29 protein-coding genes and 1 tRNA gene are annotated in these 26,024 nt (G+C 72.4%); 17 read left to right on the top strand and 13 right to left on the bottom strand.

The features are described 5' to 3' along the window. Window positions 1-70 precede the first annotated feature (70 nt). Window positions 71-847, bottom strand: a complete 777-nt coding sequence (locus ACLQ27_RS07025) for a single-stranded DNA-binding protein (protein WP_357575715.1) — start codon at window positions 845-847, stop codon at window positions 71-73. A 305-nt stretch (window positions 848-1,152) separates the two neighbouring features. On the opposite strand from ACLQ27_RS07025, the gene ACLQ27_RS07030 reads away from it, so the two are divergent. Continuing rightward, window positions 1,153-1,569 (top strand): HPF/RaiA family ribosome-associated protein, encoded by a 417-nt coding sequence (locus ACLQ27_RS07030; RefSeq protein WP_357496157.1) that lies wholly within the window; start codon window positions 1,153-1,155, stop codon window positions 1,567-1,569. 142 nt (window positions 1,570-1,711) lie between these two features. Beyond that, entirely contained in the window at window positions 1,712-2,773 is a 1,062-nt protein-coding gene (locus tag ACLQ27_RS07035) for an alpha/beta hydrolase (RefSeq protein ID WP_357496155.1), read from the top strand. 244 nt (window positions 2,774-3,017) lie between these two features. Here ACLQ27_RS07035 and ACLQ27_RS07040 read toward each other — a convergent pair whose 3' ends face one another. Next, the gene (locus ACLQ27_RS07040) at window positions 3,018-3,713 is read right to left on the bottom strand and encodes a hypothetical protein (RefSeq protein WP_425865994.1); all 696 of its coding nucleotides are present in this window, start codon (window positions 3,711-3,713) and stop codon (window positions 3,018-3,020) included. Window positions 3,714-3,871: 158 nt separating this feature from the next. Between ACLQ27_RS07040 and ACLQ27_RS07045 the strand changes: the two genes are divergently transcribed. The 3 genes from ACLQ27_RS07045 (at window position 3,872) to ACLQ27_RS07055 (ending at window position 5,467) form a co-directional block, all read left to right on the top strand. Beyond that, window positions 3,872-3,944 (top strand) — tRNA-Arg (locus tag ACLQ27_RS07045). Between the two features lie 72 nt (window positions 3,945-4,016). After that, on the top strand, window positions 4,017-4,901 hold the full coding sequence (locus tag ACLQ27_RS07050; protein WP_425865996.1) for a class I SAM-dependent methyltransferase: 885 nt from the start codon (window positions 4,017-4,019) through the stop codon (window positions 4,899-4,901). 185 nt (window positions 4,902-5,086) lie between these two features. After that, window positions 5,087-5,467 carry a VOC family protein gene (locus ACLQ27_RS07055; protein WP_425866799.1) on the top strand — a complete coding sequence of 127 codons (381 nt, stop codon included), beginning with the start codon at window positions 5,087-5,089 and terminating at the stop codon, window positions 5,465-5,467. A 34-nt stretch (window positions 5,468-5,501) separates the two neighbouring features. On the opposite strand, the gene ACLQ27_RS07060 is transcribed toward ACLQ27_RS07055, so the two are convergent. Further along, window positions 5,502-5,762 (bottom strand): DUF7660 family protein, encoded by a 261-nt coding sequence (locus ACLQ27_RS07060; protein ID WP_234582122.1) that lies wholly within the window; start codon window positions 5,760-5,762, stop codon window positions 5,502-5,504. Window positions 5,763-6,039: 277 nt separating this feature from the next. Here ACLQ27_RS07060 and ACLQ27_RS07065 point away from each other — a divergent pair, with 277 nt between their 5' ends. From ACLQ27_RS07065 to ACLQ27_RS07075, 3 genes are all read left to right on the top strand, one after another. After that, window positions 6,040-6,519 carry a hypothetical protein gene (locus ACLQ27_RS07065; RefSeq protein ID WP_425865998.1) on the top strand — a complete coding sequence of 160 codons (480 nt, stop codon included), beginning with the start codon at window positions 6,040-6,042 and terminating at the stop codon, window positions 6,517-6,519. A gap of 77 nt (window positions 6,520-6,596) precedes the next feature. Further along, complete coding sequence (locus tag ACLQ27_RS07070) at window positions 6,597-7,109, top strand: hypothetical protein (RefSeq protein ID WP_425866000.1); 513 nt, start codon at window positions 6,597-6,599, stop codon at window positions 7,107-7,109. Window positions 7,110-7,201: 92 nt separating this feature from the next. Then, the gene (locus ACLQ27_RS07075; protein ID WP_425866002.1) at window positions 7,202-8,095 is read left to right on the top strand and encodes a septum formation family protein; all 894 of its coding nucleotides are present in this window, start codon (window positions 7,202-7,204) and stop codon (window positions 8,093-8,095) included. A gap of 6 nt (window positions 8,096-8,101) precedes the next feature. Here ACLQ27_RS07075 and ACLQ27_RS07080 read toward each other — a convergent pair whose 3' ends face one another. After that, entirely contained in the window at window positions 8,102-9,121 is a 1,020-nt protein-coding gene (locus ACLQ27_RS07080; RefSeq protein ID WP_425866004.1) for a hypothetical protein, read from the bottom strand. 277 nt (window positions 9,122-9,398) lie between these two features. Between ACLQ27_RS07080 and ACLQ27_RS07085 the strand changes: the two genes are divergently transcribed. The 6 genes from ACLQ27_RS07085 (at window position 9,399) to ACLQ27_RS07110 (ending at window position 14,237) form a co-directional block, all read left to right on the top strand. Further along, window positions 9,399-9,782, top strand: coding sequence for a hypothetical protein (locus ACLQ27_RS07085; RefSeq protein WP_425866006.1), 384 nt, complete (start codon window positions 9,399-9,401; stop codon window positions 9,780-9,782). 87 nt (window positions 9,783-9,869) lie between these two features. Continuing rightward, window positions 9,870-10,265 carry a VOC family protein gene (locus ACLQ27_RS07090; protein ID WP_425866008.1) on the top strand — a complete coding sequence of 132 codons (396 nt, stop codon included), beginning with the start codon at window positions 9,870-9,872 and terminating at the stop codon, window positions 10,263-10,265. Window positions 10,266-10,383: 118 nt separating this feature from the next. Further along, window positions 10,384-11,562 (top strand): sensor histidine kinase, encoded by a 1,179-nt coding sequence (locus tag ACLQ27_RS07095; protein ID WP_357496133.1) that lies wholly within the window; start codon window positions 10,384-10,386, stop codon window positions 11,560-11,562. Between the two features lie 94 nt (window positions 11,563-11,656). Continuing rightward, on the top strand, window positions 11,657-12,766 hold the full coding sequence (locus tag ACLQ27_RS07100) for a hypothetical protein (RefSeq protein WP_425866801.1): 1,110 nt from the start codon (window positions 11,657-11,659) through the stop codon (window positions 12,764-12,766). Beyond that, window positions 12,739-13,452, top strand: coding sequence for a response regulator transcription factor (locus ACLQ27_RS07105; RefSeq protein WP_234582114.1), 714 nt, complete (start codon window positions 12,739-12,741; stop codon window positions 13,450-13,452). The genes ACLQ27_RS07100 and ACLQ27_RS07105 overlap by 28 nt, the downstream gene beginning before the upstream one ends. 71 nt (window positions 13,453-13,523) lie before the next feature. Continuing rightward, window positions 13,524-14,237: a hypothetical protein gene (locus tag ACLQ27_RS07110; RefSeq protein ID WP_234582113.1), complete on the top strand. Its 714-nt coding sequence runs from the start codon at window positions 13,524-13,526 to the stop codon at window positions 14,235-14,237. Between the two features lie 30 nt (window positions 14,238-14,267). Here the strand turns inward: ACLQ27_RS07110 and ACLQ27_RS07115 are convergent, their stop codons facing one another. From ACLQ27_RS07115 to ACLQ27_RS07130, 4 genes are all read right to left on the bottom strand, one after another. Then, on the bottom strand, window positions 14,268-15,020 hold the full coding sequence (locus tag ACLQ27_RS07115) for a lysophospholipid acyltransferase family protein (protein WP_425866011.1): 753 nt from the start codon (window positions 15,018-15,020) through the stop codon (window positions 14,268-14,270). 93 nt (window positions 15,021-15,113) lie between these two features. After that, on the bottom strand, window positions 15,114-17,174 hold the full coding sequence (locus tag ACLQ27_RS07120) for an amylo-alpha-1,6-glucosidase (RefSeq protein ID WP_357496128.1): 2,061 nt from the start codon (window positions 17,172-17,174) through the stop codon (window positions 15,114-15,116). Beyond that, window positions 17,174-17,545: an SCP2 sterol-binding domain-containing protein gene (locus tag ACLQ27_RS07125; RefSeq protein WP_234582110.1), complete on the bottom strand. Its 372-nt coding sequence runs from the start codon at window positions 17,543-17,545 to the stop codon at window positions 17,174-17,176. Before ACLQ27_RS07125 ends, ACLQ27_RS07120 begins: the two co-directional genes overlap by 1 nt. A gap of 368 nt (window positions 17,546-17,913) precedes the next feature. Continuing rightward, the gene (locus ACLQ27_RS07130; protein ID WP_234582109.1) at window positions 17,914-18,330 is read right to left on the bottom strand and encodes a CBS domain-containing protein; all 417 of its coding nucleotides are present in this window, start codon (window positions 18,328-18,330) and stop codon (window positions 17,914-17,916) included. Window positions 18,331-18,540: 210 nt separating this feature from the next. Here ACLQ27_RS07130 and ACLQ27_RS07135 point away from each other — a divergent pair, with 210 nt between their 5' ends. After that, window positions 18,541-19,122, top strand: coding sequence for a nucleotidyltransferase family protein (locus ACLQ27_RS07135; RefSeq protein ID WP_234582108.1), 582 nt, complete (start codon window positions 18,541-18,543; stop codon window positions 19,120-19,122). Between the two features lie 74 nt (window positions 19,123-19,196). Here the strand turns inward: ACLQ27_RS07135 and ACLQ27_RS07140 are convergent, their stop codons facing one another. The 4 genes from ACLQ27_RS07140 to ACLQ27_RS07155 all read right to left on the bottom strand — a co-directional run bounded on the left by ACLQ27_RS07140 (window position 19,197) and on the right by ACLQ27_RS07155 (window position 23,584). Further along, on the bottom strand, window positions 19,197-19,637 hold the full coding sequence (locus ACLQ27_RS07140) for a PPOX class F420-dependent oxidoreductase (RefSeq protein WP_357496123.1): 441 nt from the start codon (window positions 19,635-19,637) through the stop codon (window positions 19,197-19,199). Between the two features lie 137 nt (window positions 19,638-19,774). Continuing rightward, entirely contained in the window at window positions 19,775-20,800 is a 1,026-nt protein-coding gene (locus tag ACLQ27_RS07145; protein ID WP_357496121.1) for an aspartate-semialdehyde dehydrogenase, read from the bottom strand. 157 nt (window positions 20,801-20,957) lie between these two features. Next, the gene (locus tag ACLQ27_RS07150) at window positions 20,958-22,295 is read right to left on the bottom strand and encodes a M16 family metallopeptidase (RefSeq protein ID WP_425866015.1); all 1,338 of its coding nucleotides are present in this window, start codon (window positions 22,293-22,295) and stop codon (window positions 20,958-20,960) included. Beyond that, a complete protein-coding gene (locus ACLQ27_RS07155; RefSeq protein WP_234582105.1) occupies window positions 22,292-23,584 on the bottom strand; it encodes a M16 family metallopeptidase in 1,293 nt (430 codons plus the stop codon). Before ACLQ27_RS07155 ends, ACLQ27_RS07150 begins: the two co-directional genes overlap by 4 nt. Window positions 23,585-23,677: 93 nt before the next feature. Here ACLQ27_RS07155 and ACLQ27_RS07160 point away from each other — a divergent pair, with 93 nt between their 5' ends. After that, window positions 23,678-24,439 (top strand): phosphodiesterase, encoded by a 762-nt coding sequence (locus ACLQ27_RS07160; protein ID WP_357575728.1) that lies wholly within the window; start codon window positions 23,678-23,680, stop codon window positions 24,437-24,439. Here the strand turns inward: ACLQ27_RS07160 and ACLQ27_RS07165 are convergent. Next, window positions 24,406-24,624, bottom strand: a complete 219-nt coding sequence (locus ACLQ27_RS07165) for a hypothetical protein (RefSeq protein WP_357496115.1) — start codon at window positions 24,622-24,624, stop codon at window positions 24,406-24,408. The two genes, ACLQ27_RS07160 and ACLQ27_RS07165, sit on opposite strands and share 34 nt — an antisense overlap. 274 nt (window positions 24,625-24,898) lie before the next feature. On the opposite strand from ACLQ27_RS07165, the gene ACLQ27_RS07170 reads away from it, so the two are divergent. Next, window positions 24,899-25,993 (top strand): 3-deoxy-7-phosphoheptulonate synthase, encoded by a 1,095-nt coding sequence (locus tag ACLQ27_RS07170; RefSeq protein ID WP_357496113.1) that lies wholly within the window; start codon window positions 24,899-24,901, stop codon window positions 25,991-25,993. Window positions 25,994-26,024 lie beyond the last annotated feature (31 nt).

The following is a 26,024-nucleotide window of genomic DNA, read 5'->3' on the forward strand; positions in this document are numbered from 1 at the left end:
CGGCGCGTACCGTCGTCGACACCGGCCTCAGGCGGCCTGGCCGTACGGTGCAGGCGCCGGACGCGGTCCGTCACGCCGGCTGCGGAACCCGCCCCCGGCCCCGCCGGCCCCGACCGGACTGCGGAACCTCCGGCCGGCCCTCCTCGGGCACCGGCCCCAACTCGTCGTCGGGGTCGACCTCCGGGTCGGAGTCGTCCGTGCTCACCGCGAGGGCCAGCTCGTCGTCGAGGACCGCGTGCCCATCGCCGCCGCCCGGGAAGCCGTCGTCGAAAGAGTCACCATCGCCGAGGGAGACGTCGTCGAGCGCGCCGTGGCGCAGCGGACTGGTCCGCGGCGAGCCGTACTCGGGCAACTCGAAGTCGTCGTCGAGCGGGCGGTCGTCGCGCAGCACCGGCGCCTGCTCGTCGGGCACCGGTTCGGTGGGCTCGCCCTGCACGCGGCTTTCGGCGGCGGCGTCCTCGACGGTGCTGGTGGTCATGGTCGGCCGGTTGCGCAGGAAGCGGGCCCGCCCCCGGGACAGGTCGTGGCCGACGGCGACCGCCTCCAGCTCGTAGAGGGTGCGGTGGTTGCCCGCGTCGTCCGTCCAGTCGCGGGTGTAGAGCCGGCCGCACACCACCACGGGGTCGCCGACCATCACCGAGGCGGCCACGCCCTCGGCGAGCTTGCGCCAGCAGTTGACGCGGACGCGCAGTGAGTTGCCGTCGACCCACCGACCGCTGTCGCGGTCGAGCCGGCGGGCGGTGGAGGCGACCTTGAAGTTGGCCACCAGGGTGTTGCTCTGGGTCGTACGCCGCCACTCGGGCGCCGTCAGAATGTTGCCGACAATCGTGACGTACGTGTCGAACATCGTCCCTCCAGGGGGATCCGGGGTCTGCCAGCGAGTCGACTCGGCACCGAGCCTGTGCGTTCTCGTCGGCTGCCGCCAGCGCCACCACCCCGACCTGTGGATGACGAGGCCACCTGTGGACAACGCCCTGATCACACCCCCGGTGTGGTACGCCCGACCCATCTGTCCGGACACCGACGGTTCCGGAGCCGCCCGAACTGGGTATGGATTTGATCAACGCACCACCGACAAGCTCCACGTCGACGAGAGGTCAGCGCCATGATGATCACTACTTTCGGCTCCGCAACCGTCTCCGAGGTGCGGCGATGAGCGCCGTGGCGAACCCGGCGACCGTGGGCGAGTGCCTGCGGGTGGGTGCGGGGTTCTCCCAGGGCGACCGCAACTGGATCGCCGAGCAGTTCGCCACCCTCGACGCCCGGCTGGCCGGTTTCCACGCCGACGCCACCGAGCTTGAGGTTTCGGTGAAGGACCGGGAGGCCCGGGGCCAGAAGGTCACCCTGGAGTGCTGGATCGCCGGCCGTCAGAAGATCGTCACCACCTCCTCGGAGGAGGACCTGCACGCCGCCCTCAACGACGTCCGCGACGACCTGCGCCGGCGGCTCAACGACGCCAAGACCCGCCAGGAGCCCCGGCACAACAAGCACCTGCGGGACATCCCCCAGCCGCAGGGCGAGGTCGACGAGTCCGCGGACCCGGCCCGCGTCGACGCGGAAACGGCATAACCCACGCCCCGCCCCGCGATCTTGCACTTTCGGACGGCGAATCGAGGCTGTTGCCCCGTTCTGTCGGGGCAGAAAGTGCAAGATCGCGGGGAAGAGGGCGGGGGCTACCGCCGGGTAGGTCGGTCGGCGTAGCGTCGCGTTCGTGGAACCGGACGTGTTGGGGCCGCCGTACGAGCGGCAGACGATCGACCTGGGCACCGACGACGAAGGCCCCGTCGTCGCGACACTGGTCCGGCGGCGGGCCGAGCGCCCCACCGGGCGGGCGGTGCTCTACGTGCACGGCTTCGTCGACTACTTCTTCCAGACCCACCTGGCCGACTTCTTCGCCGAGCGCGGTTGGGACTTCTACGCGCTCGACCTGCGTAAATACGGTCGTAGCCTGCTCGCGCACCAGACGCCGAACTTCTGCCGCGACATCAGCGACTACTTCCCCGAGCTGGACGCCGCCGCCGAGATCATCCGCTCCGACGACGGGCACGACACCCTGCTGGTGATGGGCCACTCCACCGGCGGCCTGATCATCTCGCTCTGGGCGGACGCCCGCCGCGACACCGGCACCGTTGACGGCCTGGTCCTCAACAGCCCCTTCTTCGACATCAACGCTCCCTGGGCGGTCCGTCGACCCCTCGCGGCCGCCGTCTCCCGGCTGGGCCGCAGGGCGCCGCACCGCATCCTGCCGTTCGGCCTGGGCACGGTGTACGGCGAGAGCCTGCACGCCGACCACCGCGGCGAGTGGACCTACGACCTGGCGTGGAAGCCGCTGGCCGGGTTCCCGGTGCGGGCCGGCTGGCTGAACGCGATCCGCACCGGTCAACGCCGGCTGCGCGCCGGCCTGGACATCCCGGTCCCGGTGCTGCTGGCCTGCTCGACCCGCTCCTTCCGGGGCACCAGGTGGCACGACAACGCGACAGTGGCCGACGCCGTGCTGGACGTCGAACACATGGTGCGGTACGCGCCCCGCCTCGGCCGGCACGTCACAGTCGCCCGCTTCGACGGCGGGTTGCACGATCTCACGCTCTCCGGCCCCGCCGTACGCGCCAAGGTCTTCGACGAGGTCGGCCGCTGGGCCGAGGCGTTCCTGGCCGCCGGCCCCACCGCCCCGGCCGCCGACCCCACCGCCGACGATCCCGCCGATGCACCCACGCTGCCGCAGAGCCGACGCCCGTCGACCGGCCACGCCGAGACGACGGCGATCGGCGACTGACGAGCTGACCGCCACGGCCGCGCAGCGCGACGCCCCCGCTGCCGACCTGACCGCCGCCCCGCCGCCCCGCCGCAGCTCGAACGACCAGCCGCGGCGAAGCCACGACGTTCGGCGACTGACCCGCCCCGGCTCGAACGACCGGCCCCGGCGAAGCGACGGCGCTCGACGGCCGCTGACCCCGCCGCAGCTCAGGCGACCGCACGCCGGAGCGCCGGCGCTCGGTGACAGGTCAGTCGAGCCGGGTTCAGGCGTCGCCGGGCGTGGCCGGGAGGACGGCCCGGATCCGGTCGAAGGTCGCCACCGGGTGACCGTCGACGCCGGGCAGCACCAGGCCCAGGCAGTACAGCGAGACGTCGCCGGTGGCGTCGGCCTGCACGACGAAGACGGGCGCACCGACGTACCCCGACGGCAGTTCCGTGGTGATCCGCACGTCGTCCCCGTCGCGGACCACGCGCTCGATCCCCACCTCCAGGGGGCGCGAGGCGTCCTCGCGTACCCCATGGGCCAGCACGAAAGCGGAACTGCCGTCGGCGCCGAGGCGGGCGACGGCCTCGGGCCCGGCGGCGATCCCCGCCGGCACCGGCTGCACGCGCCACCGCCAGCCGCCGTCGCCGGCGTACCGGTGCAGGCCAGCGGTCGGCAGCACCGCGACGCCATCGCTCGCAAAGCGCGCCCAACCGGGCACGATCTCGCCCTCCGCGATGACGTCCGGGGCGACGCCGGCCGGCTCGGTGACGCTCCCCCGCAGGCCCAGCTCCCCGCCCGCAGGGCCGACGAGGTCGGCGGCCGTCAACAGCGCCTCCCCCACCGGGTCGTCGCCGTCCTGAAAGAAGAAGGCGGTGCCGTAGGCGTCGGCCGTCCGGTACGGCAGGATGGCGCGGCCGACGACCTGGCACAGCTCGTAGGCGACGCCGCTCTCGGCGTCGGGGTCCAGCAACACCAGCCGAGGGTACGGGCCGACGCACGGCCATTCGGCGGGAACCCGGATGCCAGGCGGGGAGGCTCCGTGAGACCCTGCTCGGCAACGTGGACGCGGGCACCCTTTTCGTCGTCGGGCAGCCGGACGGCGGTACCCTCTGGGCGCGACATCCACACCGCGCGCCCGTAGCTCAGCGGATAGAGCAGGGGACTTCTAATCCCAAGGCCGCAGGTTCGAATCCTGCCGGGCGCACCCTTACCACCACAGGTCAGCGGCTCGCCTGCGCCGATCGGGCCACAATGCATCGGGGGTTACGCTGACCCGGTGGCGAGGGACAAGTGGGCCCAGTGGCTCTTGACCCGCCGGGACGGCGACAGCGCAGGCCTGCGCGCCCGCAACGCCCTGGATCTGGCGGCGTTCCGGGACGGCGTCCTTGAGGGAGCTGGCCTGGCGGCCGACGACGTGGTCCTCGACGTGGGCTGCGGGACGGGCCTGATCGGTTTCGGCGCGCTGGATCGGCTCGGCCCGGACGGCCGAGTCATCTTCAGTGATGTCTCACCGGATGTGCTCGACGAGTGCCGGCGTACCGCCGATGGCGACGGGCGGTGCAGCTTCGTGGTCGCGTCGGCCGATGATCTCGTCGGAATCGCTGACGCCTCTGTCGACGTCGTGACCCTTCGGTCGGTGCTCATCTACTCCGAGCGCAAGGCCGCCGCCTTCGCGGAGTTCTTCCGGGTCCTGCGGCCGGGCGGACGGATCTCCCTGTTCGAGCCGATCAACGGCTTCGCGGAGCGGCTCCGGCCCGATGATCTGTTCGGCTTGGGCGACTCGCCCGTCAACGACGTGGTCGCCAAGGTCAGCGATTTCCACCGGAGCACCACTGCGGAAACCACCCGACCGATGATGGACTTCGACGAGCGGAATCTCGTCGACTGGGCGTTGGCCGCCGGCTTCGAGGCGGTGGAACTGGACTATCGCGCCCAGATCGACGTGCCCGCCGACCCGGTCGGGGACTGGGAAACACTCAAGCGCGTGGCGCCCAACCCGCTGGTCCCCACGTACGGCGAAGCGATCGCCGCCGCCCTGACCGACGACGAACGCGAGCGTCTCGACACGTACATGACCGCTCTGGCTGCGGCCGGCACACCAACGCGGCGCACGATGGCCACGGCGTTCCTTCGCGCACGGCGTCCGGACAGGACGCGCTGAGGACGCACGGCGCTGCCACTGAAAACGACGGGGTGAAATCACGAATGCAGCGGTTTCACCTTCCGATATGCGATCCGCCACCCTGCGGCGTCGCGGTACCGACTGGCTGATCTGCTCGACCCGACCAGGACGGGGCGCTGACGCGGATCGGCCGAAACCCACGCTGATAGCGTCGTCGCGTGTCGATGTTCCGGACTCCGCAGGTGATCCTCTTCAGCGAGGACGTCCCTCGCGCCGCCGAGTTCTACGCCGGCCTCGGTTTCACCGAGACCTTCCGGGTGCCGACCGAGGGCGAGCCGATCCACATCGACCTGGCGCTCGACGGCTACAAGATCGGTATCGCCTCGGTGGCCTCCACGCGTGATGACCACGGACTCGACCCCGTACCGCAGGGGCAGCGGGCCGCGGTGATCCTCTGGACCGACGACACCGCTTGCGCGTACGCGGCCCTCACGGCGAACGGCGCCCCGGCCCTGGCCGCACCGCACCGGTGGCTCGATCGCCTGCTGATCGCGTGGACGGCCGACCCGGACGGCAACCCGATCCAGATCGTCCAGCAGCTCTGACGACTCCGTTCGTCTGCGGCGAAAGGCGTAGCGCCTACTCGTAGAAGCATCCAGCGTGCAGGGCGTCCGCGAGGAGTTGCCAGGTCGGTTGCGCCGGGAGAGGTTGGCCGGCACGCTTCTGCAGGCGGCTTCGGTCCTGGAGGTACGCGGCGCACGCCTCCAGGTAGCGGTCTGTGGTCATGTTCTCGACCGTGTCCGGATCGCGAGCGACATCGTCAGCTATCCACCGCAGCCAGGTAACCAGGTCGTCCAGGCTGTCGACCCGCTTCAGCGGGCGGTTGTCGTCCTCGGTCATTGCCGCCCCTCCTGCATGCCGCCACCACCATCCGCGATGTCCTTCTCATGACAACGCCGCAGGTTCGAATCCTGCCGGGCGCACCCGAGCCATCATGCTGCCCGTGGTCTTGGTGGGTTCGGACGATGGGCCGTTCAGGTCACGTCCGGCGAGCGACGTGGTCTTCAGCGCGGGGCGGCAGCGTCGACTCGGTCAGTCGGCACATTGGCGTAGCCCGCGTGTACGTTCTCCCGGTCGCCCCACAGATGGTGACGTGTCAGCCGATCGGGAGGCTTTCGTGGGTGTGCTGTACGACTACTTCCGCGCTTCTGACGACGAGGCCGTCGCGAAGCTGATGGCCGTCACCGACGGCGGCCCGGTGGTGTGCGAGGGAGATTCTTCCGTCGAGGATGCGGTGGACGGCAAGGGGATCGATCCGCCCGTCGTCCTCGGCCAGGTCGTCTCGTTCGCCCTCGACGTGCCGTGGGAGCCCAACCTTGTCGGGGAGCGGCTTATCTGGCCGGACGGTGCTGCCGAGGACCGTGAGTACGAAGGACCGTGGGTCGTCGCGTTGAGCGATCGCACCCGGGACGTGCTTGCGGAGATTCCGGATGACCGCTTGCCGAGCCTGGCCGAGCAGTGGTCACGCATCGAGGAGCTGTCCCATTACAGCGACACGGGACCGGAGGTCATGCTGTCGCGCTTGCGGGAGTTCGTTGGACTGGCCCGACGAGCGCGCACGAACGGGGAGCACGTCTACTGCTGGATCTGCCTGTAGCAACGGCCGACAGGCGACGTCGACCACCCCGACTCCTGGTGACGTCGACTGTTGCGCGTGCGATGGACGATGGCCGGATGACCAGACGACGGCGTCAGTCGCCGCCACCCGCTCCGACCGGTCTGCGTCCGCGCACGCGCGTGCTGCTGACCGCGCTGCCTGTGCTGCTGCTAGGTGTGGGCCTCGTTGTCGGCGCGGTCGCCTACCGCTGGCGCGTGTCGTCGGAGGCGGACCGTCTGCGGGCCGAGGGCGTTCGGGTCACGGCCTACGTCTCCGATCGGGCCGGGGGCCAGGGACGGGGCAGCGGTGTCGACCGGATCGAGGTCTCCTACCTCTACGAGTCGAGGTCGTACAGCACCTGGATCCCCTGCGCTGGCGAGACCGGCTGCCGCCGGACTCCCGGCCCGACGATGGACGTGTGGGTGGACCCGGACGCACCTGGCACGTTCGTGGCGGCAAACGGGCACACCGATGGCTCGCTGTCGTTCCTGATGTCCTGGACGATCCCTCCGGTCGGGCTCCTCCTCGCCGCCGTCGGCACCATCCTGCTGGTGCTTGTCGTCCGCACGAGGGACGAACAGTGGCGGTAAGGCCGGCTCAGCCCCACCGGAAGCCGGTGCCGACCCGTCGCGCCGGTGCCATATGCTGCGCGCGTCCACACGGGGGCCACGGGGAGAATCACATGCGACGGTACGGCAGGGCAGCGCTCGCGGCTGCGTTCCTCACTGTGGCGCTGGCGGGCTGCGGCACGCCGGCCGGCACGGACGGTGACCTGTCCGACGACTGGCGACCGATGGCGGCGGCGCAGCAGTTCACCCCGAAGGCCGACGAGTGCCACGTGATCGACGAGGCCACGTCGTACCTGAGCAGCTACTCCCCCGTCAACTGCGTCCAGACCCACAAGGTGGAGACCTTCTACGTCGGCACCTTCACCGGAGCTCTGGCCGCCCGGACCGCGCCGCCCAAGACGGAGTCGGCGTCGATGCGGTCGACCTTTGCCGACTGTGACAGCCGCGCCAAGAAGTTCGTGGGCGGCGAATGGCGCGATGCCCGACTATCGGTGCAGGTCGCGCCGACGTCGCCAGCCGCCTGGGCGGGTGGCGCGCGCTGGTACCGGTGCGACATCTTCGAGTTGGACGAGATCAACGGCCCGAACGGCGAGAGCGATGCGGCGATCCAGCGGTCCGGCTCGCTACGCAACGCCCTGGCCAGCAGTTCCCCGCTGCACTACGGGTGCATGAACGAGGACAAGTGGGGGATGCTGCGTCCGGTTGCGTGCACTGCCGGGCATCAGTTCGAGTACGCCGGCGCCTGGACCGCGCCGGATCGCTCCTGGGCGGACGCGACCCGGGACGAGCCCTCCATCCACTCGGCCTGCCGGACGGTCATCGCCCGGTACGCGAAGGTGCCCGTGGACAGCAACCTGCAATACCGCACCGGGACCTCGTACCGCTTCCCGAACCGCCTGCTGTGGGAACGCGGTGATCGTGGCGTGCGATGCTACTACTGGTCCGGCGGCCCCATGATCAAGCGTTCGATCGCTGGCGGCGGCACGAAGGCGCTGCCGATCCGCTGAGGCGGGTCAGATCGGTCCCAGCAGCGCCGCCAACGCGGCGTCACCCTGCCCGAGTTGCGTTCCACCGGGTGAGGCCACGACCAGGAAGCGTCGGCAGGCGTCCAGCTCGACGTACCACTCGGGCCCACCCCCGTCCAGGGACCGGAGCACCGCGAAGCGGGACGCCGGGGTGGCACAGTCGGCCGCCGGTCGAGTCGTGGCCAGCGCTTGGAGCGCCTTCGCCTGCCGCTGCGGTGGCAGCGGCCCGCCGTACACGAAGTCACCTGCCGGTTTGCCGCCGCCGCGCTCGGACGGGGGCACCTCGTAGACGCAGAGGCGCAGCGGCCCGGCCTTCGGACTCGCGCCGGGCACGACACGTCCGGGATGTCCGAGGTGGGTCTCCACCCACACCATGTCGGACCACCGCTGCTCGCAGCCGGCGGTCTCGGCCGCCGACGATTCGACAAGCCCGACCGTGCGGGTGTCGACAGTGGTCAGGCGCAGCCCGTCCAACGCCGCACGCACCTCCGGGCGCGGCTTGCCGCAGACGTCCGTCGGCAGGTACGGCCGCAGCCAGCGGCCCCGGTCGTCGAGCAGCGCCAGCCAGGGTGGGATGAGCAGGTCGAGGGTGCAGGCGATCTCCCCTCGACCGCGGCCCTGGTCGGGCAGGCGCAACGCGGCCAGCAGCGCTGCGATCTCGTCGGCGCGGCGCTCGGTGGCCACCTGTTCCCGGCCGCCACCGGCCCGTGGCCGGACCTCGCGGCCGCAGAGCACTGCGGCGACCGGAACGAACGCGGGGTCGATCCGCCCGATCGTCGGCTCGGTCCTGGCGGGCGTCGGCGCCGCGGGCCCGTCCGACCCCGGCGGTACGGGCAGCACGACGCCGGCCTGCGGCGCGACCTCGGCGCAGGAGGTCCACTTCCCGACGACCTCGGCCGGACCGGGATCGTTGGGCGTGTTGGCCGGGCCCGCGCAGCCGCTCAGTAACAGGCCGCACAGCCCCATGCCGAGCAGCGCCGCCGCAAGTGTCGTTCCGCCCGAGCGCATCCGGCTCACCACCTCTCGCCAGGAGATGAGACGGCGGGTGCCGCTCCCCGGTTCCGGCCGTCGAGACGGCCGGCGCGATGCTCACCCCGACTGGCGAGTCCGACCCCTGCGGGAACGCGTGCCGGTCCTGCCGCGTCGCATGGGAATGGATGCGAAGACCCTCGCCCGGATGGCCACTCTCGCCGTTGCGCCGCTGCTGGCCGCGGCAGGCTGCGCAGGGTTCGCCACGTCAACGAACCCGCCTCCCCCGGTATCGCGCGGCGCAACGCCAGGGTCCGTGGTCTCGCACCCGCCTCCCAGCGCGACACCAGCCGCCATCCGCCTCGTCGACGAGGACTCGGCCGACCTGCACCTGTGGGTGAGCAATCAGTCGTTCGAGGACGACCGGGTCACCGTCGTGGTCAGCATCGACGGCACCCGGCTCGTCGATCAGCCCTTCGACGTGCAGGGCCAGCACAACTGGATCCTGTTCCCCATCAAGCTCCCGCTGGGCAGCCACGAGGTGACCGCCACCTCGCCGACGGGCGCCGAGACACACCAGCGGCTCACCGTGCCCGAGCAGGGACGCCGGTACGCCGTGCTCAGCTACTGGACCGAGCCGGGCCGAGACAATCGTCAGCTGAGTTGGTCAGTCCAGTCCCACCCGGTCGCCTTCCAGTAGACGAGCCAGCCGCTGGCCAAGGGTGATGTCGCCGACGCCGGGCGGCGCCGCCGGTCGGACCACCTCGCCCGTCGGCATGATGGCCCGATGGCACATCTGGGACTGGTCTCGGTACTGGTACGCGAGTACGACGAGGCGATCGACTTCTACGTGGGCGGCCTCGGCTTCGAGCTGGTGGAGGACACGGCCCGTCCAGACGGCTCGCGCTGGGTGGTGGTGCGGCCCCCGGGGGCTCGGGAGACGGCGTTGCTGCTGGCCCGGCCGAGCAGCGCCCAGCAGCAGGCGCGGGTGGGTGACCAGACCGGCGGCCGGGTCGGCCTGTTCCTGCACACCGAGGACTTCGCCCGGGACCACGCCCGGATGGTCGCGGCCGGGGTGCGGTTCCTGGAGGAGCCCCGGCACGAGGCGTACGGCTCGGTGGCGGTATTCGTCGACCTGTACGGCAATCGGTGGGACCTGATCCAGCCTCGCAGCGCAGAGTGACGACAAGGCGACACCATGCGTACGGTGGGTGAACGCTCACCGTACGCCATGCTATTCTCCGATGTCGATCTCTGCAGCGCGGACCCGGACCGGGTCGTTGTCGGAAGGACAGCTCCCGATGCCGGCGACTGCCGCCCCGACCGTGCCACCGCCCGTCCTGGACAGTCCGGCCGGCGGGGCGTTCAGTCTCATCTTCACCACGCTGCCGGCGCTGCTGCGGCTGACGTGCGGGCTGGTCGGCGCCGCGGTGGCGCTGTCGGTGCGTACCCCGCCGGTCGATGAGGCCCTGCTGTGGCCCGGCGTGGCCGCGCTCACCGGATGGTCGCTCTGGTATGCCGGCCGCGCGCTGCGCCACGGGATCACCCCGGCACTGGTCGCCGGTGACGTCGGGATCACCGCGCTGGCCTGCCTGCTCATCCCTCGCCTGGTGGCGCCCGAGGTGCTGCCCGGCGAGGGCAGTTGGATCGCGGTGCTCGCCAGCACCACGGTGATCAACGCGCAGGCCACCGCCCCGGCCCGCTGGTCGGTCCCGGCCGGGCTGCTGGTCACCGCGACGTACGTGGTCGGCGCGCAGGCGGCCGGCAACCCCGCCGAGTCCCGGGCGCACGCCGCCACCCTGCTGGTGCAGACGGCCTGCACGGCGATGATGACGGGGGTGATGCGCCGCCGGATCGGGCGGGCCGACCGGGCGTTCGCCGAGCACCAGCGGTTGACCCGGGAGGCGTTGGTCGCCCGCGCCGCCCGCGAGGCGGAGCGCCAGCAGAATCGGGACCTGCACGACACAGTGCTCGGTACGCTCACCATGGTGGGGCTCGGCGCGGTGGCTGGGCCGTCGGCCGCGTTCCGCGATCGCTGCGCCACCGACCTGCGTACTCTCGTCGCGTTGACCGACCTGGGTCCGGCGCCCGGCGACGGCCCGGTCCCCCTCGACGCTCGGTTGCGGACGGTGCCCGACCGGCTGCCCGAACTGTCGGTGGGCCTGGAGCTGGCCTCGTGCGCGGTGCCCGCCGGGGTGGCCGACGCGATCACCGAGAGCGCCTACGCGGCACTGTCCAACGTGGTCCGGCACGCGCCGGGCGCGCAGGCCACCCTGCGGCTGACCCGCGACGCGGTCGCCGTCGTGGTCGAGGTGGTCGACGACGGCCCCGGGTTCGACCCGGGCACCGTCCCGGCGCACCGGTACGGGCTGCGGGAGTCGATCCGCGGTCGGATGGCTGCGGTCGGCGGGCGGGCCGAGGTGCGCTCCGCGCCCGGTGCGGGCACCCGGATCCGACTGGAGTGGCCCGGTGTCGGCTGACCTCGGCGCCTCGGCGGAGCGCATCCGCACCCGCAAGGTACGCGTTCCGGGTCCGCCCGGCCCGGCCGACGGGTCCACGCCGCCCGAGCCCGCGGTGCTCGCCGCGCCGGCCGCGGTGGCGCACGCCTCCGACCGGGGGGCCCGGATCGTCGCCGTCGCCATCGCGCTGGCCTGGCATGTCGCGATCGGACTTCCGGCGGTGCTGGCGATGCGGACGCAGTTCACCGCGCCGACGGTGGTGCTCGGCGGTTGGATCCTGGTCGCCGTGACCGGCGCGGTGGCGGGCGTCCGGCTGCTGCGGGGAGCGCCGCTGCCGCCCTGGCCGCTCGCCGGGCTGCTGCTCGCCGTCGACGCGGCCGTCTTCGCGGCGGTCGGCGAACGGCAGCTCTTCGCCGCCGCGAACTGGGTGTGGGGCACGCTCGGCTGGTTCTTCGTGCTGGCGCTGTGGGGTCGGCGGGTCAGCGGTCTGGTCGCGCTGCTGACCACGCACGCGCTGATCGCGCTCGCCGCCGTCCTCGCGCACGGCCCCGGCGCGGCCGACCTGGCCCGCTACACCATGTACGTCTACGGCACCTTCTCGCTGCCGGTGGCGGTCTTCGTTGGCAGCGCGGTGATCGTCGGCCTGGCCCGGGAGCGGGCTGCCGCGGCTGCCGCGATGCACACGCTCGCCGCCGAGCGAGCGGCCGCAGAGCGGAGCCGGCAGGAACGCCGTGACCGGCTCGCCCTGGTCGGCGCGGCGGCCGGACGGGTGCTCGGCGAGCTGGCCGCCGGCGAGGTCGACCCGGACGACCCGGAGGCGCAGCGCCGCTGCGTGCTGGCCGCGGCCCGGCTGCGTCGCCTGATCGCCGAGTCCGACGACGTGCCCGACCCGTTGCTGCACGAACTGCGGGCCGCCGCCGACCTGGCCGAACGCAACGGACTGCCGATCGACCTGATCGCCATCGGCACCCCACCGCCGCTGCCGGTCCAGATCCGCCGCCGGCTGGCCGACCCGCTCACCGGCCTGCTCGCCGACGCCCGGGGGTGGGCGCGTCTGACCGTGGTGTCCGGCCCCGACGAGGTGGTGGTCAGTCTGGTCACGCCGGACCGGGAGGGACCGGACGCGACCGGCCCTCCACCCGGGGAGCACGACGACGGGCCGGTGCAGCACCTCTACGAACGGGACGGGGACATCAGATGGGCGCAGACCCGGTGGTTGGGGTGACCGGTGACCGGCTGGTCGGGGTGGCGATCGTCGACGACCACCCGGTGGTCGTCGAGGGGGTGCGCGCCTGGCTCGCCAGCGAGCCGCGACTGACCGTGCTGGCCACCGGGGACGACCCGGACGAGGTGCTGCGCGCGGCACCGGACGCCGACGTCGTCCTGCTCGACCTGCGGCTGCACGGCCGGATGGCGCTGGACAAGCTGGCCGAGTTGAGCGCCACCGGGCGACGGGTGGTGGTCTACTCGGAGCACACCGACCCGGGGACGATGCTCGCCGCGCTGGACGCCGGAGCCGTTGCCTTCCTGGCCAAGCACGAAGGTCGGGAGCACTGCGTGGCGACCGTGTTGGCGGCGGCGAGCGACCGCCCGTACGTGCCACCGGCGCTGGCCGGCGCGATGGTCGGCGATCCGAGGCCGGACCGGCCGATGCTGTCCGACAAGGAGCGTGAGGCGCTGCTGCTGTGGTTCCAGTCGATGTCCAAGGCGTCGGTGGCCCGTCGCATGCGGATCAGCGAGCACACGGTGAAGCAGTATGTGGACCGTGCGCGGATCAAGTACACCCGGGCGGGGCGGCCGGCAGCCACAAAGGCGGCGCTGCTCGCCCGTGCGATCGAGGACGGGCTCGTCCGCCCGGAGGAGATCGGCATCTACCGGTCACAGGCGACGCACGACCGGCCGACCCCCTAACGGGCGTCATGACAGTGGCCGGCGGATCGGCGAGGCTCAACCCACAGCCAGCTGACCGGGAGGTCGTGACGATGCACGCCGACGCGTCCCCCTTTTTCATCGGCCCACACCGGTTCGACGCGCCGGACGACGATGTGGGCCCGACCCTCGACCGGCGTTACGACATGCGCCCGCTGCCCGGCGAGAAGGTGCTCGGCAGACACCGGCTGCTCGTCGCGGGCTACCTGCTCGGGCCGACCGAGACACGACGCGGCTGGCAGCTTCCGGGGCCGGTCTCGGTGACCGTCACCGACCAGCGGATCTGCTGGGTGGGCACCGGCTCGCAACTGTCCCTGGTCGCCGACGACGCGCCGCGGCCCCGGCCGGCGGGGCGGCTGACCGGGCTGATGACCGGCCAGATCCGCTGGCAGTGGCCGTCCCGGCTGGAGCTTCCCCCCACCGATCCGGCACAGCTGATGATCGTCTGCGACGCGTTGCGGACCATTCAGCAGCCGGCGCTGGCCCTCGGCGGGTCACCTGGTGAAATCATCGCCCTGGCCCGGCAGGTGCGCCGGGCGGTGGCCATGTTCCGGCTCACCCGCCCGCAACTCGTGGACCTCTCCGCGCAGGAGCGCGACGTTCTGCTGCTGCGGGCCGGTCCCGCGCTGCCCGCCGGGGAAACCCGGATCACCCTGCCCGGCTCGCTGCCGGTGGAGTTCCGCTCCCGCGACGACTACTACCGCTCGGGACCGGAGCCGACCTCCTGGGACGGTTTCGCAGGCGGCGCGGCGTCCGGGCGTTGGTGAGGCCGCGCCGCGCGACAGGTCTGATCGTTCTCAGACGCTCGGGGTGCGCTCCTCGCCGACGGCGTCCAGCGCGGCGGCCTCCTCCGGCGTCGGCGCGGTGCCACCGAGGTGCGCCGGGAGCCACCAGCTGTCCTCCGGGCCGGCCGGCGCGTCCGGGTAGTCGCGCTGGGCCCGCTCGACGAGCGCGCTCAACCGGGTGGTCAGCTCGGCGGCCAGCAGGTTCGGGTCCGGGAAGTCCGCCGGCTGGATCGGCTCGCCGATCAGGATGGTGATGGGCGTGTGCCGACGGGTGAGGGTGCGGGGCCGGCCCTTGGTCCAGAGCCGCTGGGTGCCCCAGAGCGCGACCGGCAGCACCGGCACCTTCGCCGAACGGGCCATCCGGACGGTGCCGCTCTTGAGCTCCTTGACCGTGAACGACCGGCTGATCGTGGCCTCCGGGAAGACGCCCACCACCTCGCCGCGCTTGAGCGCGGCGACTGCCGAGCGGAACGAGGCGGCACCGGCCTCCCGGTCCACCGGGATGTGGCGCATGCCGCGCATCAGCGGGCCGGAGATCCGGTGCGTGAAGACCGACTGCTTGGCCATGAACCGCACCAGCCGACCCGACGCGTTGGCACCCAGGCCGGCGAAGATGAAGTCGAGGTAGCTGACGTGGTTGCTGGCCAACACCGCCCCGCCGGTGCGGGGTACGTGGTGGGCGCCCTCGATGGTGATCTTCAGGTCGAGGACCCGGAACATCGTCTTGGCGGCGGCGATAACGGGCGGGTACACGAGCTCCGGCATCCGCAGAATCTACCCTGCCCGGCTGGGGATCGCCTGGGTGGCGGCCCGGCGGCGACGCGGGTGGCGCCCCGCCGCCGGTACGCCGGCAATGGCTCAGTCGGCGAGACTGTTCAGATCGAGCCGACCCCGGGCGAAGGCGTCCACCCGACCCCAGCGGCCCGGGATGTCCAGCACCTCGATCCGGCCCATCCCGACCGGCAACCGCGGTTCCACCGCCAGGTGCCCCTCGTGCGGTTCGAGGCCGAGCATGGTGCGCAGCAACAGCAGGGGCGTGCCCGTCGACCAGGCCTGCGGGCTGCACGCCGTCGGATACTCCACCGGGAACTTCGTCAGCTCCCGCGGGTAGCCGCCGAACGCCTCAGGTAGCCGCCCGTCGAAGTAGGTGGCCGCGTCCAGGATGCCGTTGGCGAGGGTGGCGGCCTCCTCGGCGAAGCCGTACCGGCGCAGGCCCCAGGCGATGAAGGAGTTGTCGAACGGCCAGATCGTGCCGTTGTGGTAGCCGATCGGGTTGTACCGCGTCTCCCCCTCGGCGAGCGTCCGCACCCCCCAGCCGGAGAACAGTCGCGGCCCGACCAGGTGCGCCGCCAGCTTCTCCGCGCGCTCGGGCAGGACGATCCCGCTCCAGAGCAGGTGGCCGATGTTGGAGCTGAGAACGTCGCACTGACGGCCGTCCGGGTCGAGGGCCAGCGCGTAGTACTCGCCGTCGGCCACCCACCAGTCCCGGTTGAACCGCTCCTTCAGCTCCGCCGCCTCCCGCTCCAACTGGTCGGCGAACTCCGGGTCACCCCAGAACTCGCGGGCCATCCGCGCCGCGCGGACCTTCGCGTCGTACGCGTAGCCCTGCACCTCGCAGGTCGCCCGCGGGAAGGGCGGCAGGGTGCCGTCGGAGTAGGAGATCGAGTCCCAGGAGTCCTTCCAGCACTGGTTCTCCAGGCCGGTCTCGGTGTTGCGCCGCTCGTACCAGATGTAGCCGTTGCCGACCAGGTCGGCGTAGCTGTCGATCCACTTCAGCGCGGCCCGGGACTCCTGCTCCAACTCCTTGACCAGCGCGACGTCCCCGGTCCACCGCTCGTACTCGTCGAGCAGCACGACGAACAGCGGCGTGGCGTCCACCGACCCGTAGTACGGCGAGTGCGGCTGCTCCTCGAACGCGGCGGTCTCGCCGTAGCGCATCTCGTGCAGAATCCGCCCCGGGTCCTCGTCCCGGAAGTCGTCGAACCGGCTGCCCTGCAGCGACGCCAGGATGCGCAGGGTCGTCTTCGACAACTGCGGGGTGAACGGCAGCGTCTGCAGGCAGGTGAGGATGCTGTCCCGGCCGAACATGGTCATGAACCAGGGCAGGCCGGCGGCGGGCAGCGTGGCGCCACCGAGCGAGAGGGGCGAGAAGCGCAGCGCCGCCAGGTCGATCAGGCTGCGCCGGTACGTGCTGGCCACCCGGCCGTGCTCGCTGTTGACCTTCGGGGCGTCCGCGATCCACTGCTCCAGGTCATGTTGCAGGGCCAGCCGCTCACCGCCGTGCACCCGCAGCCCCATCCGCAGGTCCCGGTCGCCGGGCCCGACCGCGCGCGTCTGCACGTCGATCGCCGCCTCCCACTGCTCGTTCGGCTCCAGGTGCACGGTGTACGCGAAGCCCTGACTGTCGTACCGGGCCGCCATCGACGAGGAAATGATCGTCTCACGCCGGAAGTTGCCCCGGCGGTAGCCCAGACGCAGTTTGTCGGCCTCGACCTCGGTGTAGATCTCGCCCTTCTTGTTCAGGATCTCGTCCTTGACCTGGAACAGGTCAGCGAAGTCGGACGCCGCGTCCATCCGTATTTCCAGGTCGACAGCCTTCTCGTCGTGGTTCAGGATGGTGAGCTGCTCCCGGAAGCTGCCGCCGACCGCACGCTCCCGGATGATCGACAACTTCGCGTCGACGTAGTGCGTGGCCATTCCCGGCACCAGGAAGAACCGCGACTCGAAGTACTGCAGGTCGTCGTACGACAGCGAGTTGAGTCGTTCACCGTTCACGCTCAGGACCCACGTGGACAGGAACCGGGTGTCGATGGAGAAGAGGCCGGTCGGCTCACTCGGTGTCGCCTCGATGTCACCGGTGTCCTCACAGACGACGAACGTGTTGCCGTCCAGGATCCGGATCGTGTTGCTCTGGCCCATCAGCGCACCTCCCCCGCGAAACGGCGACGCGGCCCACGGGCGTCCGGCGACCCGGGGAAGATCCGCTCCACCAGCACCACCAGCCGAGCGTCGCCGGACACCGTCATGTCCCCGCGCAACAGGGCGGCCAGGCCGTGCTCACGGCCGGCCGCGATCTCGTCGAACAGCATTGGGCTGGCGCCGATCACCGTGTCGGCCTCCCGGTCCTCCTGACTGACGTTGAGTCGCCCGTGGTCGATCGCGAGCAGCCAGTGCCGGGTCTGCGCCCCCTCGTGCAGGTCGATCCGCAGTGTCCCGGAGGTCTTCGCCAGCAGAGGCTCGTACCCCCGCCGGTCCAGGTCCTCAAAGAACCTCGTGGTCGCGTCCACCATCGGGTCACTCCTCCCAGTTGGCCGGGCCCGGGATCCCACCCGGCGCGCTCGCGTCGCGCGCACGGCCGGCGTTGCACGTCCCCGCACGGGTCCCCGAGCCGCGCACGCCCAACCTCGCCCACATCGGGTGACCCCACCCCCACCCACCACCCCCCGCCCCGCCCGGCCCCGCCCCGCCCGGCCCCGCCCCGTTCCGGTGATCAAGAGGTTTGCGTCACCGCTTCCGGCGTGTCGTGACGCGAACCTCTTGATCACCGAGGCAAGGCGAGGTGGGGCAGGGCCGGGCGGGGCGCCGAGGGCGGGGTGGGGGCAGGGCGGCGCCGGCCCTCCCCCCGAAGGGAGAGGGCCGGCGCGTTGGCTGCGGGTCGTCAGTTGTTCGGATCGTCCGCGCTGATGTCGGCCAGCACCGACTGCGGTTCGCGCTCGACCGCGAGGTCGCCCATCGAGACGAGGCCGACCAGGCGCCCGTCGTCGATCACCGGCAGCCGGCGTACGGCGTACGTGCGCATCAGGTCCGCGGCGGACACCGCGTCGTCGTACTGGCTCACGGTGATCACGTCGCGGCTGGTGATCTCGTTCAGCCGGGTCGAGCCCGGGTCCATGTTCTCCGCGACACCACGGACCGTGATGTCCCGGTCCGTGACGATACCGACGACACTGTCGCCATCGGTCACCACCACGTCACCTATCGCGCTGTCGCGCATCTCCTGCGCGGCGGCGATGAGCGTGTCGTTGCCGTCCATCGTCACCAACCGGGTCGTCATGAACTCTCCGACCGTTGTCATGGTGCTCCCCTCTCGGTGTCGGCACGCCCCGTCTACCCGCCGCCCGGGAGGGGGTAACGCCGGCGGCGGTGCGGTGCGGGCCGCCATTCGCGTGGGGCGGCGGGAAGAAACCCCGCGACACCGCCTGATCGACAACCGTTGTGACGCCGGGCGAGTTAATGGCACAGACCCCACTAACTCGCCGAGGGCGGCACCGCCTAGCGTGGTGGGGTGCTGACGGGCGAGCGGGAGCTGAGGGACCTCGTCGGCGGCAACGCCTGGCTGACCCGGGCGCTGACCGTGGTCCGCGACTCCGGCCTGCCGGACGCCTGGATCGGCGCGGGCGCCCTCCGCGACCTGGTGTGGGGCGAGCGGTACGGCGACGGGTTCGACCCGGCGACGGTCCGCGACGTGGACGTGGTCTTCTTCGACCCGACGAGACTGTCCCGCGACGACGACCGCCGGGCCACCGCCCGACTCGCCGCGGCGTGGGCAGTGCCGCCGTGGGAGGCACGCAACCAGGCGGCGGTGCACACCTGGTACGCGTCGAAGTTCGGCGGCGATCCCATCGCCCCGTACCGCAGCGTCGCCGAGGCGGTGGCCACCTGGCCGGAGTACGCGACAGCCGTGGCCGTGCGGCTACGCCCGAGCGGTGGGCTGGAGGTGTGCGCCCCGTACGGCCTGGCGGATCTGCTGGGCGGAGTGTGGCGGCACAACCCGGCCCGGGTCGGCGTCCCGCTGTCCCGGCAGCGACTGGCTCGCCACCGGCCCGCGCAACGCTGGCCCGGCGTGACAGTGATCGAGCCCGGCTGAGCCGGGCGGGGGCGGTCGTCAGTCGCGAAGCGCGGTCTGCGGCCGCTCAGGCACGGGCGTGGTTCCCGACCCTCTCAGGCGCGGGGCGCGATCCCGTAGACGCGCTCCACGTGCAGGCGCAGCACCAGCCGCCGTTCGGCGACCATCGCGTTGCGGTATTCGGCCCAGTCCGGGTGCTCGCCCCGAAGCGCCCGGTAGAGCCCCACCAGCTCCTCGACCGTGGCGTCGTCGACGCCGGCTGCCGGAGCGGTCAGCTCGGCCCGAGCCTCGACCACCGCGTACGCCCAACCATCCTCGCTGCTGACGTGGAAGCTGGCCCGCGGGTCCCGGCGAAGGTTGGCGGTCTTGGCCCGGCCCTCGGTGACGGACACCCGGATCAGGCCGGCCGCCCGGTCGAACGAGTAGACCACTGTGGACAGCTGGGGTCGCCCGTCGCGTTTGACTGTGGCCAGCACGCCCATCGAGCGGCTGGCGATCAGGTCGGTCAACGCCTGCTGGGTGGGGTCCTCCGGCACGGCTTCCTCCAGGTGGCACGGTTGGCTACGTCCATCCAAACATGACCGGCGTGCTCCCGCCCCCGATGAGCCGCCGCCCGCCACGGACTGCGGGCCCCCCACCGAGACCGGCCGGGAGCCCGCAGTTGTCGCAACTGTCAGCGTCGCTCGGCGGCCACCAGCTCGGCGAGCTGTACGGCGTTGAGGGCGGCGCCCTTGCGCAGGTTGTCGTTGGAGCAGAAGAGCGCCAGCCCGTACTCGACGGTCTCGTCGGCGCGGATGCGGCCCACGTAGGTCGGGTCCTGCCCGGCGGCCTGCAGCGGCGTCGGCACTGCGGTAAGCGCGACACCGGGCGCGTCGGCGAGCAGCTCGTGGGCCCGCTGCGGGGTGAGCGGACGGGCGAAGCGGGCGTTGATCTGGAGCGAGTGGCCGGTGAAGACCGGCACCCGGACGCAGGTGCCGGAGACCTTGAGGTCGGGGATCTCCAGGATCTTGCGGCTCTCGTTGCGGAGCTTCTGCTCCTCGTCGGTCTCGAACGAGCCGTCGTCGACGATCGAGCCGGCCAGCGGCAGCACGTTGAAGGCGATCGGCTCGGCGAACGAGCGCGGCGCGGGGAACTCCACGGCCGACCCGTCGAAGGCGAGGCCGGCGGCGTGCTCGGCGACCTTGCGGACCTGCTCGTCCAGCTCGGCGACGCCGGCCAGGCCGGCGCCGGAGACCGCCTGGTACGTCGAGACGACCAGGCCGACCAGCCCAGCCTCGGCATGCAGCGGACGCAGCACCGGCATCGCGGCCATCGTGGTGCAGTTGGGGTTGGCGATGATGCCCTTCGGGCGGTCGGCGGCGGCGTGCGGGTTGACCTCGGCGACCACCAGCGGCACCAGCGGGTCCATCCGGAACGCCGACGAGTTGTCGATCACCACGGCGCCGGCCTCGGCGACCCGGGGCGCCAACTCCCGGGCGGTGCCCTTACCCGCCGAGAAGAGCACGATGTCCAGCCCGGAGTAATCAGCGCTCGCGGCGTCCTCGACTGTCACCTCGCCGTCGCGCCACGGCAGCGTCCGCCCGGCGGACCGCGCCGAGGCGAACAACCGCACCTGCTCCGCCGGGAACTCCCGCTCCGCCAGCACCTGCCGCATCACGCCACCGACCTGGCCGGTGGCCCCCACAATGCCGATCCTCATGCCCGGAGGCTACCCACCCCACAGCCGAAACCGGGACCCCTTTCCCACCCCCCGGGTCCCACCTCACACCCGACCCCCTCCCCCGTCGATCATGAAGTTGTTGCCGCGACACGCCGTGACGAGTGACAACAACTTCATGATCAACAGGGACCGTGGGTCAGGGGAGGAGGTCTCCCAGGGCGGCCGATTCCAGGTCGTTGCGGATTACTGCGGCGTCGCCTTCGATGACCAGGGTCAGCGCTTCCGGGTGCAGGTGGGTGGCCGCCGCCGCCGAGACCTGGTCCACGTCGGCGGTGAGCAGTTCCTCGCGCAGCCGGGCGTGGTAGTCGTCCGGCAGGTCGTGCACCACGAGCGTGGTCAGCGCGGACGCGATCGCCCGGGGGCTCTGCAACTCGACCGACAGCTGCCCGGCCCGCCAGGAACGGGCCACCGCCAGCTCGTCCTCGGTCACGCCGCCCGCCTGCGTACGGGTGATCTCGCCCACCGCCTCGACCAGGGCCGGCGCGGTGACGGCGGTCTGCACGCCCGAGCTGACCGCGAACCGCCCGAACCGGCGGGACGAGGCGAATTCGCCCCGGATGCCGTACGTGTAGCCGCGCACCTCACGGATCAGGTGGTTGAGCCGGGAGGTGAACGCCCCACCGAGCACCGTGCTCGCGAGCGTCATCGGCACGTGGTCGGGGTGCGCCCGGTGCGGCGACGGGTGGCCCAGCCGCAGCGTGGACTGCACCGAGCCGGGCCGGTCCACCAGGATGATCCGGCGGTTGGTGTGCAGCGGGACCTCGATCGGGCCGCCCCGCTCGGCCGGACCGCCGCCGGTGCCGGCGAACGCCGCGCCGGCCAACGCGTCCAGGTCGATCCGGTCCAGGTCACCGGCGACAATCAGCGTGCCGGGGCGCAGGAACCACTCGGAGTGAAAGACGGTGATGTCCTCCACGTCCAGGGCGGCCACCGAGTCCGGATCGCCGTACATCGGTCGGCCCCAGCGGGTGTCGGCGCCGAACAGGTCGGCGCGCAGCGCGGCGTCGGCGCGCGGGCCGGGGTTGGCCCAGTCCATCCGCAACGCGGTGGCCTCGTCGTCGCGGACGCGCCGGACGTCGGCCGGGTCCAGCCGGGGCGTCCGGACGGCCTCGGCGAGGAGCTGCACCGCGGCGGTCAGCCGGTCCACCGGGACCTGGACGCTGATCTGGAACGAGTCCCAGTCCAGCCCGGTCACCAGCTCGGTGCCCAGCGCCTCGATGGCCAGCGCGTACGCCGTGGCGTCCCGCTGCGCGGTGCCCTCCTCCAGGGCCTTGGCGAGCACGCCGCCCAGCCCTTCCTTGCCGGTCAGCTCCCGGCCGGCGCCGGCGTCGAGCAGCAGCAGCGCGACGGCGAGGTTCTGCCCGGGCAGGTGCGCGGCGACCACCTGGCCGCCACCCGCCGCGCGGCGGACCACCGGCGGGAACCGGTACGGGCGAGCGGCGCCCGGGCCGGGACGGTCGGCGATCAGCGTCATGCGGTCTCCTCGGGCAGGTAGGTCAGGGTCACCCGGTCGGCGGCGCCGAGCACCTCGGCGGCGGTCTCGGCGATCTGCTCGGCGGTCACCGCGAGCCAGGCGGGCAGCCGGTCGGCGGCCCGGGCCGGGTCGCCGAACTGGGTCGTGTACCGGCCGAGCGTGTCCGCGCGGCCGTCCACTGTCGACATCTGCCGCCACCACGCGGTGCTCAGCAACGCCTTCGCCCGGTCCAGCTCGGCGGCGGTCACCGGCACGGTGGCCAGTTCGTCGACGACCTCGGCCAGCCCTTCGGCCAGCCGCTCGCCGCTGATGCCGGGGCGGGCGGTGGCGGTGGCGATCAGCGGCGCCGGGGCGTGCGCGAGGTCCACCCCGTACGCGCCGACCAGGTCGGGTTGCGCGATCCGCTCACCGTCGGCGAGCCGCTGGTAGAGCCGGCTGCCCCGGCCGCTGCCGAGGACTGTGGCGAGGACGGTGAGCACGTCGTAGCCGGGGCTGCCGAACGGGTGGCCCCGATGGGCGATGTAGACGCGGGGCGCCGGCACGTCGGCGGTCACGATCTCCACGGCGGGCTCACCGGTCGCCGGGACGCTGCGGCCGTCGGGCGCTGGCGGGATGTCGTCGCGGGCGGGCAACGCCCCGAAGTACTTCTCGGCCAGCGCGAACACCTCGGCGGCCGGGGCGTCGCCGACGACGGTGAGCACCGCGTTGTTCGGCGCGTAGTACGTCTCGTGGAACGCCTGGAAGGTGGCGAGGTCGGCGGCGTTCAGGTCGGCCATCGAGCCGATCGTCGAGTGGTGGTACGGGTGCCCCGGCGGGTAGAGCAGCGGGAGCAACCGCAGCCAGGCGTCCCCGTACGGGACGTTCTCGTACCGCTGCCGCCGCTCGTTCTTCACCACGTCGCGCTGGTTGTCGAGCGTCTCCTGGGTGAGCGCCGGGACCAGCCCACCCATCCGGTCGGCCTCCAGCCAGAGTGCCAGCTCCAGGTGCTCGGCCGGGACCGTCTCGAAGTAGTTCGTCCGGTCCGGGTTGGTGGTGGCGTTGAGCGAGCCGCCGGAGCCCTGGATCAGCTTCATGTGCTCGGTCTTCGCCACGTTCACCGAGCCCTCGAACATCAGGTGCTCGAAGAGGTGGGCGAAACCCGTCTGCCCGGCCGGCTCGTGCCGGGATCCGACGTCGTACCAGAGATTGACGGCCACCGCGGGTGCGGTGCGGTCCTCGCTCACCACCACACGCAGGCCGTTGTCCAGTCGGGACGTCTCGATGGGCCAGGGGTAACCACTGTCGGGCATGGCACGACGCTATCCGATCTCGCGGGCGGAAAGGTGACGTGCCGCCGGTCGGCGAGCCGGCATCGACTCCGCCGGTCGGGGTACCGCAGAGCAATGACCCCACCGACCCCCACCCCGCCCGCGCGCCGCACCGTCGGACCGGCCGCCCGGGCCGTCGAACGCGCCACCGCCGCGCTCGGCCGGCTGCGCCACGGCCGGCGGCTGCTGCATCCGGCCGGGCTGTCGTTCGCCGGCGAGGTGACGATCTGGGGTACGCCCGGACCGCCCACCGGGGTCGCCCTGCTGGACGACCCCGGCCGGTACGCGGCCACGGTCCGGCTCTCCAGGGGTACGCCCACACCGGGCGGTTGGCCGGACGTGCTGGGCCTGGCGGTGCGCGTGCACTCCCGGACCGGCCGCCCGTTCGACCTGCTGGTCAGCTCCAGCGGCGCCGCTCCGGTGCTGCGGAACCTGCCGCTGCCCCGCCGCGGCTTCACCGGGACGTACAGCACGATCATGTGTTACCGCGTGGGCCGGCGTCGCCTCTGGTTGGCCGCGTTGGCCGACCCGGACTCGGTGGACCTCGGCCGCACGCTGGCCGCCGTCGCCGCCGCGGCCCGGGCGGACGCGCCGCGCGTGGTGCTCGCGGTCGCGTCCGCCGTCGGGCCGTGGCGGCCGGTCGGCCAGGTCAGCATCGGTGCCCCGCTCGACGCCGGGGAGGACGCCGCGCTCGCGTTCGACCCGGTGGGCAACCTGCCACCCGAGCTGCGGGCGGCCGGCCCACTCACCTGGCTGCGCGAGCAGACCTACCGGGGGTCACGCCGGGCCCGCGGCGCGCGGGCTCAGTCCGGCGGTTCGACGGCGGCGACCGTCTGATCCGAGGTACGACGTTCCAGCACCGTGTCCGGGGCCGCGTTCTGGTCCTCCTCGCGGATGTCCGACTCGGCCAGGATGGCCTCCGCCTGCGCCTGGGGGTCATCGCTGCCCACGGCCGCCTCCTCGGGGAGGAGGTGGTGCGCGCGGGACTCCACCCGCTCCTGATCGCTCTGCTCGTCACTCATGGCACAGCTGTTACCCCGGGCCCGGCCTCGGCACGCGATGTTCACCCCGCATCTTGGGACGATGCCCCGGGCATCCCCGCCCGGTCGGGTACGCTGGCCCCCGTGACGCGTTCCTATCGATGGTTTAGGCAGCCGGCTCCCACGCCGGTGACTTCACCATGAACTGACGTCACCACGGACCGAGCCGGCTGGGCAGGAGCTGTCGTTCCTGCCCTTTTGCGTACGAGCAGCCGGCTCGTCCCGGGCACCGGCCCCGGGCACGGTCGGCGGAAGGATGCCCACCGTGACGACCCCGGAGACCGATCGGGTCAGCGATCAGCGGATCGACCGTGTCGTGCCGCTGACCACACCCGCCCTCCTGCACCACGAGCTGCCCCTGGACGCCCCGCTCGCCGCCGCCGTGCTGACCGGCCGACGCGCGGTGGGCCGCGTGCTGGACCGCGAGGACGACCGCCTGCTGGTGGTGGTCGGCCCGTGCTCGGTGCACGACCCGGCCGCCGCCCTCGACTACGCCGAGCGTCTGCGCGCCGCCGCCGACCGGGTCGCCGACGACCTGCTGATCGTCATGCGGGTCTACTTCGAGAAGCCGCGCTCCACCGTGGGGTGGAAGGGCCTGATCAACGACCCGGGGCTGGACGGCAGCGGCGACGTCAACACCGGCCTGCGCCGGGCACGGGCGCTGCTGCTCGACGTCCTGCGCCTCGGCCTACCGGTGGGCTGCGAGTTCCTCGACCCGATCACCCCGCAGTACATCGCGGACACGGTGGCCTGGGGTGCGATCGGCGCCCGTACCGTGGAGAGCCAGGTGCACCGGCAGCTCGCCTCCGGCCTGTCGATGCCGATCGGCATGAAGAACCGCCCCGACGGCAGCATCGGCACCGCCGTGGACGCGATCCGCGCCGCCGGAGTGCCGCACGTCTTCCCGGGCATCGACTTCTCCGGCACGCCGGCGATCATGCACACCCGCGGCAACACCGACGGGCACCTGGTGCTGCGCGGCGGTGGCGGTCGGCCCAACTACGACGCGGAGTCGGTGGCGGGCGCGCTGGACCTGCTCCGGGCGGCCGGGTTGCCGGAGCGCCTGGTGATCGACGCCAGCCACGCCAACAGCGGCAAGGACCACCGCAACCAGCCGCTGGTCGCCGCGGACGTGGCGGCGCAGATGGCCGCCGGCCAGCGCGGGATCACCGGTGTGATGCTGGAGTCGTTCCTGCTGCCCGGCCGGCAGGACCTCGACCCGACCCGTGAGCTGGTGTACGGCCGTTCGGTCACCGACGCCTGCCTCGGTTGGGACGACACCGCCGAGGTGCTCGACCACCTGGCCACCGCCGTACGGGCCCGCCGGGCCACGCTGCCGACCCGGGCGTGACTGTGTGACGGCCGGCACTGCGGTGCGCGGA

Origin of the sequence: Micromonospora sp. DT63 (assembly GCF_049841615.1) — a bacterium.
In the GTDB taxonomy this organism is placed as follows: Bacteria; Actinomycetota; Actinomycetes; order Mycobacteriales; family Micromonosporaceae; genus Micromonospora.